The organism is Phaeobacter porticola, assembly GCF_001888185.1.
Taxonomy (GTDB): Bacteria; Pseudomonadota; Alphaproteobacteria; order Rhodobacterales; family Rhodobacteraceae; genus Phaeobacter; species Phaeobacter porticola.
The window spans coordinates 2881885-2895334 of sequence record NZ_CP016364.1; the positions used below are offsets into that span (position 1 = coordinate 2881885).

The 13450-nt window shown below is 60.8% G+C and carries 9 protein-coding genes; 5 read left to right on the top strand and 4 right to left on the bottom strand.

Annotated features, from left to right (window positions below; all coding sequences use genetic code 11):
* The first annotated feature begins 48 nt into the window (after positions 1–48).
* The gene (locus PhaeoP97_RS13815) at positions 49–1038 is read left to right on the top strand and encodes a type I glyceraldehyde-3-phosphate dehydrogenase (protein ID WP_192849662.1); all 990 of its coding nucleotides are present in this window, start codon (positions 49–51) and stop codon (positions 1036–1038) included.
* A gap of 96 nt (positions 1039–1134) precedes the next feature.
* On the opposite strand, the gene PhaeoP97_RS13820 is transcribed toward PhaeoP97_RS13815, so the two are convergent.
* The 3 genes from PhaeoP97_RS13820 to puuE all read right to left on the bottom strand — a co-directional run bounded on the left by PhaeoP97_RS13820 (position 1135) and on the right by puuE (position 4637).
* A complete protein-coding gene (locus tag PhaeoP97_RS13820) occupies positions 1135–2562 on the bottom strand; it encodes a uracil-xanthine permease family protein (RefSeq protein WP_072505551.1) in 1428 nt (475 codons plus the stop codon).
* Between the two features lie 145 nt (positions 2563–2707).
* On the bottom strand, positions 2708–3193 hold the full coding sequence (locus PhaeoP97_RS13825; protein WP_072505552.1) for an ureidoglycolate lyase: 486 nt from the start codon (positions 3191–3193) through the stop codon (positions 2708–2710).
* A 28-nt stretch (positions 3194–3221) separates the two neighbouring features.
* On the bottom strand, positions 3222–4637 hold the full coding sequence (gene puuE / locus PhaeoP97_RS13830; RefSeq protein WP_072505553.1) for an allantoinase PuuE: 1416 nt from the start codon (positions 4635–4637) through the stop codon (positions 3222–3224).
* A gap of 156 nt (positions 4638–4793) precedes the next feature.
* Between puuE and uraH the strand changes: the two genes are divergently transcribed.
* On the top strand, positions 4794–5165 hold the full coding sequence (gene uraH, locus PhaeoP97_RS13835; RefSeq protein ID WP_072505554.1) for a hydroxyisourate hydrolase: 372 nt from the start codon (positions 4794–4796) through the stop codon (positions 5163–5165).
* Positions 5166–5241: 76 nt separating this feature from the next.
* Here the strand turns inward: uraH and PhaeoP97_RS13840 are convergent, their stop codons facing one another.
* Positions 5242–6180 carry a LysR family transcriptional regulator gene (locus tag PhaeoP97_RS13840; protein WP_072505555.1) on the bottom strand — a complete coding sequence of 313 codons (939 nt, stop codon included), beginning with the start codon at positions 6178–6180 and terminating at the stop codon, positions 5242–5244.
* Positions 6181–6381: 201 nt separating this feature from the next.
* On the opposite strand from PhaeoP97_RS13840, the gene PhaeoP97_RS13845 reads away from it, so the two are divergent.
* The 3 genes from PhaeoP97_RS13845 (at position 6382) to PhaeoP97_RS13855 (ending at position 13307) form a co-directional block, all read left to right on the top strand.
* Positions 6382–7614 (top strand): urate hydroxylase PuuD, encoded by a 1233-nt coding sequence (locus PhaeoP97_RS13845; protein WP_072505556.1) that lies wholly within the window; start codon positions 6382–6384, stop codon positions 7612–7614.
* A gap of 267 nt (positions 7615–7881) precedes the next feature.
* On the top strand, positions 7882–9657 hold the full coding sequence (locus PhaeoP97_RS13850) for an autotransporter assembly complex protein TamA (protein WP_072505557.1): 1776 nt from the start codon (positions 7882–7884) through the stop codon (positions 9655–9657).
* Positions 9654–13307 carry a translocation/assembly module TamB domain-containing protein gene (locus tag PhaeoP97_RS13855; RefSeq protein ID WP_072505558.1) on the top strand — a complete coding sequence of 1218 codons (3654 nt, stop codon included), beginning with the start codon at positions 9654–9656 and terminating at the stop codon, positions 13305–13307. Before PhaeoP97_RS13850 ends, PhaeoP97_RS13855 begins: the two co-directional genes overlap by 4 nt.
* Positions 13308–13450 lie beyond the last annotated feature (143 nt).

Consider the following 13450-nt stretch of genomic DNA (forward strand, 5'->3'; position numbering starts at 1 on the left):
CCGTTGTGGCGGATTGAGCCATCAGGTGCGCCCTGTCATAGCTTGGGCATGAAACTTGCAATCAATGGATTCGGCCGCATCGGCCGCGCTATTCTGCGCCAGATCCTGACATCGCCACGCGGTGACGGGATTGAGATTGCGCGGATCAACGATATCGCGCCTTTGGACATGTGCGCTTATTTGTTTCAATACGATAGCACCTATGGTCCCTACCCCAGCGCAGTCACCGCAGAGGGCGACAGCCTGCTTATTGCAGGCCGCCGCATCCCATTTAGCCAGACGGCAGATCTTAGCACACTGAACCTACGTGGCGTGGATGTGGTGCTGGAATGTACCGGCATCGCGCGGACGTCAGATGTGGCGGAACGCGGCCTGGCTGCGGGCGCACGCAAGGTGCTGATCTCTGGCCCCTCGCCGGCTGCTGAACAGACCGTTGTTCTGGGTGCGAATGAGACGGATCTGGGTGCGGCCAAGATCATCTCCAATGCGTCCTGCACCACCAATGGGCTGGCGCCTCTGGTCAAGCTGCTGGACGCCCTGAGGGGGATTGATAGCGGTCATATGACCACGATCCATTGCTACACAAATTCGCAGCCGATGGTCGATGCACCACGCGGTGACTTTGCCCGTTCCCGCGCCGGGGCGCTGTCAATGGTGCCGACCACCACCTCGGCGATGCATTTGATCGACGAGGTCTTGCCGCATCTGGCAGGCCGCATTAGCGGCGCTGCAGTGCGGGTACCAACGGCCAGTGTGTCGGCGGTGGATCTGGTGGTCACGACACAGCAATCAATGGCGCTGGATTTTGCCGAAACCACTCTACGCAACGCCGTCGGTGCCTCGGCGGTGTTGGGATGGACCGACCATCCGCTGGTGTCCTCGGACCTGCGCGCCCGACCTGAATCGCTGATCCTTGCGGGCCCGGAAACCCGTCGGGTGGGCGATCATCAGCTGCGGGTCTTTGGCTGGTATGACAATGAATGGGGCTTTTCAGCGCGGATGCTGGATATGGCCCGATTGATGGCGGCGCGGACCTGATTGCGAGCCTGTGCCCGTCACCATTAGCAAAGGGCCGCGCATGTCTGCTGCGGCCCCTGCTCATTTCAAGATCAAGATCTTAAACCAGTTGCAGGACTATTCTCCCGGCAGGCTTCCACGGCCCTGGCCCGACAGCCCACCCGAGACCTCCTCGGTCGACTCGCTGGCCAGCTCGGTTGGCAGCAACAGGTTCAGCACCACCGCGATCAGCGCCGCCGGCAAGAGACCCGAGGTCATCAGCACCCGCAGTGTATCTGGCAGATGCTGTACCGCACCGGGCTCCAGCTGGAGCCCAAGACCTACGGAGAGCGAAATCGCAAAGATCACCATATTACGGCGGTTCCAGTCCACATCCGACAGCATCGAAATACCCGCTGCGACAACCATGCCAAACATGACAATAACGCCGCCGCCCAACACCTCGATCGGGATGGTACGGATGATCGCGCCAACCTTCGGCACCAACCCGCAAAGGATCAGGAACAGCGCCCCGATGGTCACGACATGGCGGCTCATGACGCCGGTCATGGCGATCAACCCAACGTTCTGGCTGAAGGAGGTGTTGGGCAGTCCGCCAAAGATGCCTGCCACGGCAGATCCGACACCATCGGCGTAGGTCGCGCCAGAAATTTCGGCATCCGTCGCCTCGCGCCCAGCGCCACCACGGGTGATCCCGCTGACGTCGCCTACGGTTTCCACTGCAGACACCAGCCCCATCAGGCAAAAGCCGACGATGGCGGCAAAGGTGAACTCGATCCCGTATTTGAACGGCATTGGCAGGGCAAAGGCACTGGCGCGCGACCAGCTGGTGCCAATCGCCTCAAATGTGACCATGCCCATCATCAGCGCGTAGAGATAGCCAACAATCAGGCCCAGCAGCACGGCCGAGATCGACAGCATACCACGGGCAAAAAACTTGAGCCCCAGCGTGACGATGATGACCACCAATGCGGCTGACCAGTTGAGCAACGAACCATATTCCGGCGTGCCGATGGCTGGAACACCGCCGGCGGCGTATTGGATGCCGACCTTGACCAAAGCCAGGCCGATCATGGTGACCACCAACCCGGTGACCAGCGGTGGTAATGCAAAGCGGATGCGGCCAATCACCAACCCTAAGGCTGCGTGAAAGATCCCACCGACAAGAACACCGCCAAACAGCGCCGCCAGCCCATCAACGCCCTTGCCTGCGACCAGCGGAATCATGATCGGCAAAAAGGCAAAACTGGTGCCCTGCACAATCGGCAGTGCCGCCCCGACCGGGCCAAGGGTCACCGTCTGCAACAGAGTGGCGACACCGGCAAACAACATCGACATCTGGATCAGATACAGCAGCTCCGGGAAATCAGGCGAGTTTGAGCCAAAGCCAAACCCCGCAGCGCCGGCCACGATGATGGCCGGTGTGACGTTGGAGACAAACATTGCCAGCACGTGCTGAATGCCCAGTGGCACCGCCTTTGCCAGTGGTGGCGTATAATTTGGATCGCGCAGCTGGGCTGGCGTTCCGATCGACCCGTCGGCCATGGTTTAGTCCCTCTCTGTTATGGTTACATCATTTATTATCTGTTGGTCTTGGTCGGTGGTACGATGGCGATCTCGTTTTGCGGAGCACCTGTTCGTCAAAGAAAAAGGCGCATGACCCGATGGGGGCGGCGCCTTTTGTAATGGGTCAGGGTCGGATCACCTGATAGGGAGCATCGAACCAATGTTCTTCTAGGTTTGCCCCGTCTCCGATGCGGTCAACAACCGCAAACAGCCCCGGTGCATGCAGCGGTGTCAGGACCCCATGCCAACTGCCGCGATGAAAATTGATCGCCTGTCCCGGCTCTGTTTCAAACGCCAAAGGCAGGCCCGGCGCGCCGTCGCAATCGGGGGCAACAATCACCAGAAAGCCATGATCGCTCATTGGGATAAAGGCCTGACTGCCGTCCGGGTGACGTTCGACCATCAGCAGTGGCATAGGCAGGGCGCGCGGCTCAGCGTTGAACAGGCTCAGCCCGGCACGACCTGCGTTAAAATCCAAGGTGGCCCGGTCATGATATCGCCCGCAAAGGCCCTGATTGATGATCTTGTCAGGCGCGCCGTGACAATCAAGCAGATCACCAAAAGGGGCAAACGCCTCGGCAGAGATGGGCTGGATATTGATCGTCTTCATCGGTCGGCCTCACGCGCGCTTGGGCGGTTCATTGCAAGAGATCCCTGAGCCGGAATTCCGCGATGCGTTCGACCTGACGGCAGGCTTCGGCAAATTCGCGATCTCGATCATTGCCGATGCGCTGCTCAAAAGCAGCAAGGATCGACGCCTTATCATGATCGCGCACCGCAATGATGAAGGGGAAGCCGTGTTTTTCCACATAGGACGTGTTCAATTGCGTAAAATGTGCGCGTTCTTTGTCTGTCAGCGCATCCAGCCCGGCCGAGGCCTGTTCATTGGTGCTCTCGGCCGTCAGCCGCTTGGCCGCTGCCAATTTGCCTGCCAGATCCGGATGTGCGGTCAGTACACCCAGCCGCTCTGCCTCGCTTGCGGTGCGGAAAACCCGACAGAGCGCATTGTGCACCCCGGCTGCGCGATCATGGGCCGGGCCCAGTTCCAACCCATGCGCCCGTTCGGCGATCCAGGGAGAATGTTCAAAAATACCGCCAAAGACCGTCACAAAGCGGTCCTGCGCCATCTGGCTGGGCCGTTCGCGACGCTGATGTGGGTGGGTTTTGGTCCAATGGTCGGCAATATCAATGCGGCGCGGGCACCAGACATTTTCAAAACTCTGGATATAGTCGATGAACCGCTTCAGCCCCGCCGCCTTGCCCGGACGGCCAATCAGACGGCAATGCAACCCGATCGACATCATTTTGGGCGCGCCCGCCTCGCCTTCGGCGTGGAGCAGGTCAAACGCGTCCTTCAAGTACTGATAGAATTGCTCGCCTGTGATGTAACCGGGGGCCGTGGCAAAGCGCATGTCGTTGGCTTCCAGCGTATAGGGAATGATCAGTTGATCGCGGTCGCCTACCTCCAACCAATAGGGCAGATCATCGTCATAGGTGTCAGAGATATAGTCGAATCCGCCTTCTTCAGCCACCAGACGGACGGTGTTTTCACTACAGCGTCCAGTGTACCAGCCCCGCGGGCGCGTGCCGACAACCTCGGTATGCAGGCGGATCGCCTCGGCAATCGCTGCGCGCTCATCCTTTTCGGGCATGTCCTTGTGTTCGACCCATTTCAGCCCGTGCGAGGCAATCTCCCAGTCGGCGGCCTTCATAGCGGCGACCTGTTCTGGGGACCGCGCCAACGCGCTGGCAACGCCGTAGATGGTGAGCGGGATATTGGCGGCGGTGAACATACGGTGCAGTCGCCAGAACCCGGCCCGTGCGCCATAATCGTAGATCGATTCCATATTCCAATGCCGTTGCCCCGACCAAGAGGCTGCGCCTGCGATATCGGAAAGAAACGCCTCAGAGCCTGCATCGCCATGCAGGATGTTGTTTTCGCCGCCCTCTTCGTAGTTCAGCACGAATTGCACCGCAATTTTTGCCCCACCGGGCCACGCAGCATCGGGCGGCATTGCACCATGGCCAATCATGTTGCGGGGGTATCTCTTCATTGCGCAAGCGCCTCTTTCCAAACAACTGTCTGTCATTACTATGGCAGAAGAGCTGCGCGATTTTTCAAATTTTCCCGAATACACTATCAGATCTGACAGGTTTGCAGCACCTGCCCCTATCGGGCAGAGGTAGCTCTACAGCAGGAGGACGACAAAATGAGCTATGGAACCGAAGCCGGGTATCTCACCACACATGTTCTGGACACGGCGCGCGGCTGCCCTGCCGCTGGGCTGCCGATCCGGCTCTATCGGCTGGACGCAGGCGGACGCACAGAGATGGCCAAAATGCTGACCAATGCAGATGGGCGTACGGACACCCCGATCCTGCCCAAGAAGGACTTTGTGACCGGCACATATGAATTGGTGTTTGAAGCTGGGGAATATCTGCGCGCCAGTGGACAGGCCTCGGGCGAGGTGCTGTTTCTGGACGACGTGCCGATCCGGTTTGGCATCACAGACGAAAGCGCGCATTACCATGTGCCGCTGCTGCTGTCGCCCTTTGGCTATTCCACCTATCGCGGCAGCTGACCGCGTCGCCGCCCGGTGACGCCTGGACCCGGGATGCCGTCTGGGCGCGTGGTCAGGCGTGCACGGTCAGGGGCGACTAGCTGGCGGGACTAACAGGCGCTGCGCCACCAGCCTCGCGCAGGCGGGTGGCCAGCTGGCTGGTCATATAGTCCATGAACAACCGTGTCTTGGGGTCCTGGTGGCGCCGATGCGTGTAAAGGCAGGCCAGTTGCACAGGCACAGGCGGTGTCGCTACGGCCACAGGCACCAGACGCCCGGCGGCAAGATGGTCGGCCACCTCGAAGGTCGGCTTTAGCACGATCCCCTCGCCCGCCAGCGCCCAATCGGTCAACACATCGCCATCGTCACATTCATAGCGCCCGCTCACCGCATAGCGCTGCGGCCCGTCGCTGGTCTGCAAAAGCCACTGAAACTCGCTCGCACCGGGATAGCGCAAGTTCAGACAGTCGTGGCCATCACGCAGCAATGCGGCGCCGTCCTCTGGCATACCCCGTCTGACTACATAATCGGGTGCGGCACAAAGCACGCGCTGGCAATCGGCGATTTTGCGGATGCGCAGGTTGCTGTCCTCGGGCTGACCAAGGAAGAACGCCAGATCCAGCCCCTCGCTGGTCAAGTCAACAGCACGGTCAGACAGGCGTAGGCGCAGATTGATCTCTGGGTAGTCTGACAGGAACTGCGGGACCTCAGGTGCCAGCAATCGCCGCCCAAGCCCCAGAGGTGCCGCCACAAAAAGGGTCCCACGGGGCGTATCGGTCAGATGCATCACCTTTGCCTCGGCCACATCGACCGCGTCCAGCACCGCAACAGCCCCATCGTAGAAGGCTCGCCCCTGCTCGGTTGCCGTCAGATTGCGGGTGGTGCGCTGGAACAGGCGCACGCCGAGGTATTCCTCCAGCTGCGATATCCGCGCCGAGGTCACCGCAGGCGACACCCGCAGATCACGGCCCGCCGCCGACATAGAGCCGAGTTCGTAGACCCGGACAAAGGTGCGGATATTGTCGAGATAAGACATGACAGAGGCCTGCGATTGTTCCAGAATTTTTGATACAGTTTGGCAGTATATGGGAATACCGAATAAACCCCGCTTTGCCTAGTCTGACCGGACCCGCATCGGATGAGCTGTCTGTGACACCATTCCCCGGCTGCCGGTGACGAATTCTAACCCATGCCCCGGCACCCCCTGCCGCATTGGGCGACAAAGGACCGGATCTGAATGTTTGAGCTGTTGATGATGTGGGATTGGCTGGGTTTTGCCATTCGTTGGCTGCATGTGATCACCGCAATCGCCTGGATCGGTTCTTCGTTTTACTTCATCGCGCTGGATCTGGGCCTGCGCAAGGCCCCGGACCTGCCGGTTGGGGCGCATGGTGAGGAATGGCAGGTTCACGGGGGCGGGTTTTATCATGTCCGCAAATACCTCGTGGCGCCGGCCGAAATGCCCGACCACCTGACCTGGTTCAAATGGGAAAGCTATTCGACTTGGCTGTCGGGTTTTGCTCTGTTGATGTTGGTCTATTGGGTCGGCGGAGAGCTCTATCTGATTGATCAGTCCAAGGCAGATCTGGCGCTCTGGCAGGGGATCCTGATCTCTGCCGCGACGCTATCAATTGGCTGGCTGGTCTATGACCGGCTGTGCAAATCAGGCCTTGCCGAGCGTCCAACCCTGCTAATGGTGCTATTGTTTGTGATGCTGGTCGCGATGGGCTGGGGGCTCAATCAGGTGTTCACCGGCCGCGCCATGATGCTGCATCTGGGCGCCTTCACCGCCACGATCATGACCGCCAATGTGTTTTTCATCATCATGCCCAACCAGCGCATTGTGGTAAAAGATTTGCAGGAAGGCCGCACACCGGACGCCAAATACGGCAAGATCGCCAAGCTGCGCTCGACCCACAACAACTATCTGACGCTGCCGGTGGTGTTCCTGATGCTGTCGAACCACTACCCGCTGGCCTTTGCCAGTGAATACAACTGGCTGATCGCCGCGCTGGTGTTCTTGATGGGCGTCACCATCCGGCATTACTTCAACACGCGCCATGCCCGCGGCGGGAATCCCACTTGGACCTGGCTCGCCACGGCGCTGCTGTTTCTGGGTGTGATCATCCTCTCCTCGCTGGGGCTTGAGCATGAGGGCGATGATGCGCGGGAAGAAGCGGCGCTGAGCGGTACTGCGCTGGCAATGGCCAACACCGAAGGCTTTGAGCAGGTCCATGAAATCGTCATGGGGCGGTGCAGCATGTGCCACGCGCGAGAGCCGTTCTGGGATGGCATCCGCACCGCACCCAAGGGTGTGCTGCTGGAAACAGAGGGGGATGTGGCCCGCCGCGCGCACGAGATCTATCTGCAGGCAGGTGTGACCCATGCGATGCCCCCTGCCAATGTCACCTATATGGAACCTGAAGATCGCGCCGCGATCCGTCGTTGGTTCCGCGCAACGCAGATGTAAAGCCACGCAGCTGTCAAAGTGTTGAACAGCAAAACATGCGGGAACTCTTTCAGCCGGATTGACGTTTCACCCCGGATTGCGCCTATGTTAGGTCTGATCCCGGTCCAAACGTCTTTGGCTGTGCAATAATGCGCGCACGAGGCCGGCGGACGCCCTTGCACACCGCCCGGAGCGCCCATGTCCCGTTACCGACCCATCCGACACCGCTCATTGCTTCAATGCCACGCCAAGGCGACAGGTTTCTTACTGCGTGGTCTGCCCTATCGGATGGCCATTATGGCGATCCTCTTCTTGGGTGCGGGGAACGCAGCGATGGCCGCCGACACCCGGCTGACAGCGCCCGGATCCGATGGCGATCTGCGCGATCTCTTGCAGGATGCCTCGGCCACGCTGTCCGCCAGTGCACGGGGTGAGACTGGCGTGCAGCCGCTGCTGGCGGCGGCGCTGTCGGACTATCGTACGCTGGTGCAGGTGCTCTATGATCAGGGCTATTTCTCGCCCGTGGTGCAAATCCGTATGGACGGGCGCGAGGCGGCCCGCATCCAGCCTTTGAACCTGCCGCCCGAAATCAAATCCATCGACATCACAGTCAAAGCCGGACCAAAGTTCACCTTTGGCACCGCTGAGCTTGGCCCGCTCCCGCCCAAACGCGAGGTGGAAATCCCAGAGGACTTTGCGGCCGGACGTACAGCCACCACCGCCGTTCTTCGTGATGCCGCCAATGCCGGCGTCGACAATTGGCGCTATGCCGGCCACCCGCAGGCCGATGTGGGCAGCCAGTCGATTACGGCAAACCATCTGGAGGCCAGGCTAAACGCCAGCCTGCGCATTGCCCCCGGCCCACAATTGCGTTTTGGCGCGTTGAAGTTGGCCAACCCCTCTGCGGTCCGCGCCGAGGCCATCCAGCGGATCGCAGGTTTCCCCACTGGCGAGGTATTTCACCCTGATCTGCTGTCGAAATCTTCCACCCGCCTGCGACGCACGGGTGCCTTCTCGTCGGTTGTCATCCGCCCTGCCAAAACAGCCAACGCCGATGGCACATTGGACTATACCGCCACCATTGAGGACATGCCGCCGCGGCGGCTGACCTTTGGTGCGGAACTCAGCTCCTCAGACGGGCTGGAGGTCAGCACCACTTGGATGCATCGTAATCTGTTTGGCGGCGCGGAACGGCTACGGTTTGAAGCACGTCTGTCCGGTATCGGCAGCGCAAATGATCTTGACGGACGCGTGGCACTGCGCCTGGACCGCCCTGCCGCCTTTGGCCCCGACGATAGCCTGTTCTACCTTCTGGAGGCTGAACGGCTTGACGAAGAGCATTACACAGCAACCCGCGGTCTGGGGGGCATCGGTGTGCGCAGGGTCTATTCCAACCAACTGTTTGCCGAGGCGGCCGTCGGCTTTGACAGCACTTTGGCCGAAGATGTTTTTGGCAAGCGGCGGTTCAAATATCTGGCGGGATATTTGCGCGCCGAATACGATGGACGCGACAGCAGTTTAAGCGCGACCAGCGGTTACTATCTTGACGCCCGCGCAGTGCCCTTTATCGGGCTTGATGGCAGCAAGTCGGGGCTGCAACTGAAATTCGATGGGCGTGCCTACAAGGGGTTTGGGCCAGATGACCGCATCGTACTGGCCGGACGCCTGCAACTGGGATCTGTAATTGGCCCGTCACTGTCCGAAATTTCACCGACGCTGTTGTTCTATTCCGGCGGTGCCGGGTCTGTGCGCGGACAGGAATTCCAATCTCTTGGCGTGCCTGCCGGGGGCGGCACTGCAGGTGGGCGCGGCTACCTGGCCCTATCCGGCGAGGTGCGCGGCCGCATCAGTGAAAAGTTCACTCTTGTCGGCTTTTACGACGTCGGACTGGTGGACGCTGACAGTTTTGTCTCATCAGATTCGGCCCGCCATGCAGGCGCTGGCGTCGGGGTGCGCTATGATGTGGCCGGTATCGGTGCGATCCGCTTTGACCTCGCTTACCCCGTGGACGGCGGCAGTGAGGATGGTCTGCAATTTTACATCGGCATAGGACAAGCATTTTGAAACGGTTTCTCTCAGCTCTTCGCCCTGCCGCCCTGCTGTCCCCCCTGCTGGTCGCCACGACGCTGGTGATCCCCGCGTCTGGTATCCATGCGCAAGACAGCAGCGAGGCCGGCGGGCTGCTGGTCGATTTCCTGGAGGATACGCTGTCAGGCGACAGTCGGGCGATCCGCGTCACTGGCTTGGAGGGCGCGTTGTCCTCGCAGGCGACGCTGGAAAAGCTGACGGTGGCCGATAGCGACGGGATCTGGCTGACGATTGAAGGCGCTGAACTGGACTGGAACCGTCTTGGACTGCTGCGCGGTGCCTTTTCTGTCAACACGCTGAAGGCCGACCGCATTCATATCGAACGTGCGCCTGCCGCACCGCTGGAAGATCCCAACCTCCCGACCCCCGAAGCAGCGCCTTTCCAGCTGCCCGAGCTGCCTGTTTCAATCACCTTGGGAGAGATCAAGGTTGGACGCCTGACACTGGGGCAGGATCTGGTCGGTGTCGCGGCGGTTCTCAGCCTTGATGGATCACTTTCCCTTGCCAATGGAACCCTGGACAGTGCGCTACAGATCGCACGACTGGACCGCGACAGTGACACGCTAACGCTGGCCGCCGGGTTTGCCAATGAAACTGGCAATATCACCGTCGACATGCTGCTGAAGGAAGATGACGGCGGTTTGGTCAGCACCGCACTGGACTTGCCGGGTGGCCCGGATATTGAACTGGCATTGCAGGGCAATGGTCCGGTCAATGATTTTAAGGCCGAACTGGCGCTACAAACGGATGGTAGCCAGCGTCTGGGTGGCACGCTTGTGCTGGCTGCAACCGAGGCTGCACCCACCGATCCAGCAGATGGCAGCCGCCCCATCGGTTTTCGCGCCGATCTGACAGGCGACATCACCGAACTGGTCGAACCGGTTTACCAGCCGTTCTTCGGCCCCGATATGCAGGCACGGTTGCGTGGCCAAACCCGCGCGACAGGCGGCGTGGTGATTGAGGATCTGGCGCTCAGCACGCAAGCGCTGGATCTCTCTGGCCAATTGCAGATGGCAGCGGGTGGCCTATTGGAAAGCGCGGATTTGACCGCCGATATCACCCCACCACTGGGCCAAGAGGCGGTTGTTCTACCCGTCGCCGGCGGCTCGACCACGGTGACCGACCTCTCGCTGCATGTGCAGAAACCCACCGGCAGCAACTGGACCGTCACCGCAGTCATGAAGCGGCTGAACAACCCCGCCCTGCGCATCTCTCGCGCCGAATTGGACATGACGGGGACGCTGGATCAAAATCGCGGGTTTGCATTGGACGGTCAAATCGCCGCTGCGCTAACCGGCTTTGTGCCCACGGATCCTGCACTCGCAGAAGCACTCGGCGCGGCCATTACGTTTGATGGGCAGGTCACGACCGATGGGCCCGGTGCCCTGCGCGTTACTGATATGCTGCTTCTTGGGACAGATTATGGTGCCACTGGCGAATTGACCGTAGAAGGGCTGGAAAGCGGGTTGCGGGTAGCTGCCGATATCGAGGCAAACGCACAGAATCTGGCGCGGTTCTCGACGCTGGCCGGCCGGCCGCTGGCGGGACGTATGACAGCGACTGCCGCAGGCTCTGCCACGCCACTGTCCGGCGCATTCGACATTAACCTGTCAATGCTCGGGGAGGATCTTTCTGCCGGGCTAAAGCCGGTGGATGATTTGATCGGCGGCACCACATCGCTGGCGCTGAAGGCTGCGCGGGACGAAAGCGGGCTGCGGATCGACCGCTTTGCGCTGGACGGCAAGGCCATGTCGGCCAAGGCGAATGGCCAGCTGGGCAGCACCCGTGGCCAACTTAGCCTAGAAGCAACCTTGAAGCAGTTGGAGAAAATTCTGCCACAGGCCCCCGGCGCCCTAGAATTTTCCGCGAATGTCACGCGAGACAATCAGATCTTTTCCGGCATGGCCGAGTTGCGCGGACCAAAGTCCTCGCTGGCACAGCTGACCGGCGCGATGAACATGAACGGCGATGGCGACTTTGACGTCGATGCCGCGATCAACGCGCTGGAACGGTTTGTGCCCACGCTCGCAGGATCGCTGACCGCAAAGGGGAGCGCCAGTCGGCGCGCCGGGGTGTGGAATTTCGACGGCGTGGCCAAGGGACCTGCGGGGATCTCTGCCGATCTGGACGGGACCGTGTCTGAAAACAAGGGCGATGCCGACATTACTTTTGACGCACTGATCGCCGAGGTACAGCGATTTGTGCCCGAATTGTCGGGGCGGTTGACGGCCGAGGGCACCGCCCGCCGCCGCGCTGGCGTCTGGCAGATCGCCAGTCGCGCCGTTGGGCCAGCCGGTGTCACCAGCACCGTCAACGGCAGCTGGGACGAATTGCAAGGCCGCGCTGATATTGATGCCAAGGGACAATTGCGGCTGGAAGGGATCAACCCCTTTATCACGCCCAATCTGGTGCGCGGCCCGGCGCAGTTCGACCTGTCGCTACGAGGGGAGCCATCGCTGGCCAATCTCAGCGGTCAGATCCGCACCAGTGGCGCATCGCTGGCCATCCCGGCTGCGGCACAACGGCTTGATGCGATCAACGCAACCGTCTCTATTGCGCGGTCTAGAGCCAATATTCAGCTAACAGCGCAGCCCCGCGACGGCGGGCAGATCCGTGTGAACGGCCCAGTTGCGCTGATCGCGCCCTTTGATGCCCAGCTTCAAATCGCATTGGCAGATGTCATCCTGAGCGATCAGCTGTCCTACGATACCCGTCTGTCCGGCGCGCTGACGCTGGCGGGCGGTTTGACCCGGACCAATCGGCTGAGCGGGCGTATCGACGTGGGCGAGACCAACATCAATCTTGCCACTGCCGGCGGATCGGTAACCGCCGCGCCCATTCCTGAAATCCGCCATACAGGCGAGCCTTCGGACGTACGTCGCACCCGCGCCCGGGCCGGGCTGATCAACACGGGCAGTGGTGCAAACGGCGGCAGGGGTCGTACCCTGCTGGATGTGTTGATCAGCGCTCCGAACCGAATTTTTGCACGAGGACGCGGCGTGCGGGCCGAGTTGGGCGGGCAGATCCAGCTGCGCGGCAGCACCGCCAACCTTGCCCCTGCGGGCCAGATCAGCCTGATCCGAGGCACATTTGACATTCTGGGCCGCAGGCTGGATCTCGACGAGGGGCGGATCACCATGCAGGGCGATTTGCGCCCCTACCTTCTGCTACGCTCGTCTTCTTCCACCTCTGGCGGCAGCGCAACATTGGAGATCTCTGGTTTGATCGACAGCCCAGAGATCAAAGTGACGTCAGACCCTGAACGGCCCAGCGAAGAGGCGCTGGCCTTGCTGTTGTTTGGCGACAATATTCAGGATCTATCACCTTTGGCACTGGCCCGATTGGCCGGATCTGTTGCCACCCTCAGCGGCCGCGGCAGCAATCGCGCAGAAAACAAGTTGCGCGACGAAACCGGTGCCAGCAATGTCGAGCTGGGATTGGGCGCCGGCTTACTGGATATCGGCGGCTATGTGTCTGAGAACGTCTATACCGATTTCAACGTCAACACCCGAGGCGAAAGCGAGCTGAGCATCAATCTGGACGTCAGCAAGAGCCTGACCGTCACTGGTAAAGTAGATGGCGAGGGTGAAACCGGCCTGGGCCTGTTCTTCAAGCGGGACTACTGACACACGTCCCAGACCCAGTCGGCTATCTGATCGGCATTTTTGCAGAACTCGCTGTTGAGGCCTGTCTCCCGCTTTCCCCTCCGAACTTTAGGCGACGCGGATGATCTCGGCAGTGCCGCGTGCGAGGATCGCGGCATGGCAGC

What these genes read in the sequence shown, in the direction of transcription:
- PhaeoP97_RS13825 (WP_072505552.1), bottom strand. Translation starts at nt 3,193, where the DNA reads ATGAAGACGATCAATATCCAGCCCATCTCTGCCGAGGCGTTTGCCCCT.
- uraH (WP_072505554.1), top strand. Translation starts at nt 4,794, where the DNA reads ATGAGCTATGGAACCGAAGCCGGGTATCTCACCACACATGTTCTGGAC.
- PhaeoP97_RS13850 (WP_072505557.1), top strand. Translation starts at nt 7,882, where the DNA reads ATGGCCATTATGGCGATCCTCTTCTTGGGTGCGGGGAACGCAGCGATG.
- PhaeoP97_RS13840 (WP_072505555.1), bottom strand. Translation starts at nt 6,180, where the DNA reads ATGTCTTATCTCGACAATATCCGCACCTTTGTCCGGGTCTACGAACTC.
- PhaeoP97_RS13820 (WP_072505551.1), bottom strand. Translation starts at nt 2,562, where the DNA reads ATGGCCGACGGGTCGATCGGAACGCCAGCCCAGCTGCGCGATCCAAAT.
- PhaeoP97_RS13815 (WP_192849662.1), top strand. Translation starts at nt 49, where the DNA reads ATGAAACTTGCAATCAATGGATTCGGCCGCATCGGCCGCGCTATTCTG.
- PhaeoP97_RS13845 (WP_072505556.1), top strand. Translation starts at nt 6,382, where the DNA reads ATGTTTGAGCTGTTGATGATGTGGGATTGGCTGGGTTTTGCCATTCGT.
- puuE (WP_072505553.1), bottom strand. Translation starts at nt 4,637, where the DNA reads ATGAAGAGATACCCCCGCAACATGATTGGCCATGGTGCAATGCCGCCC.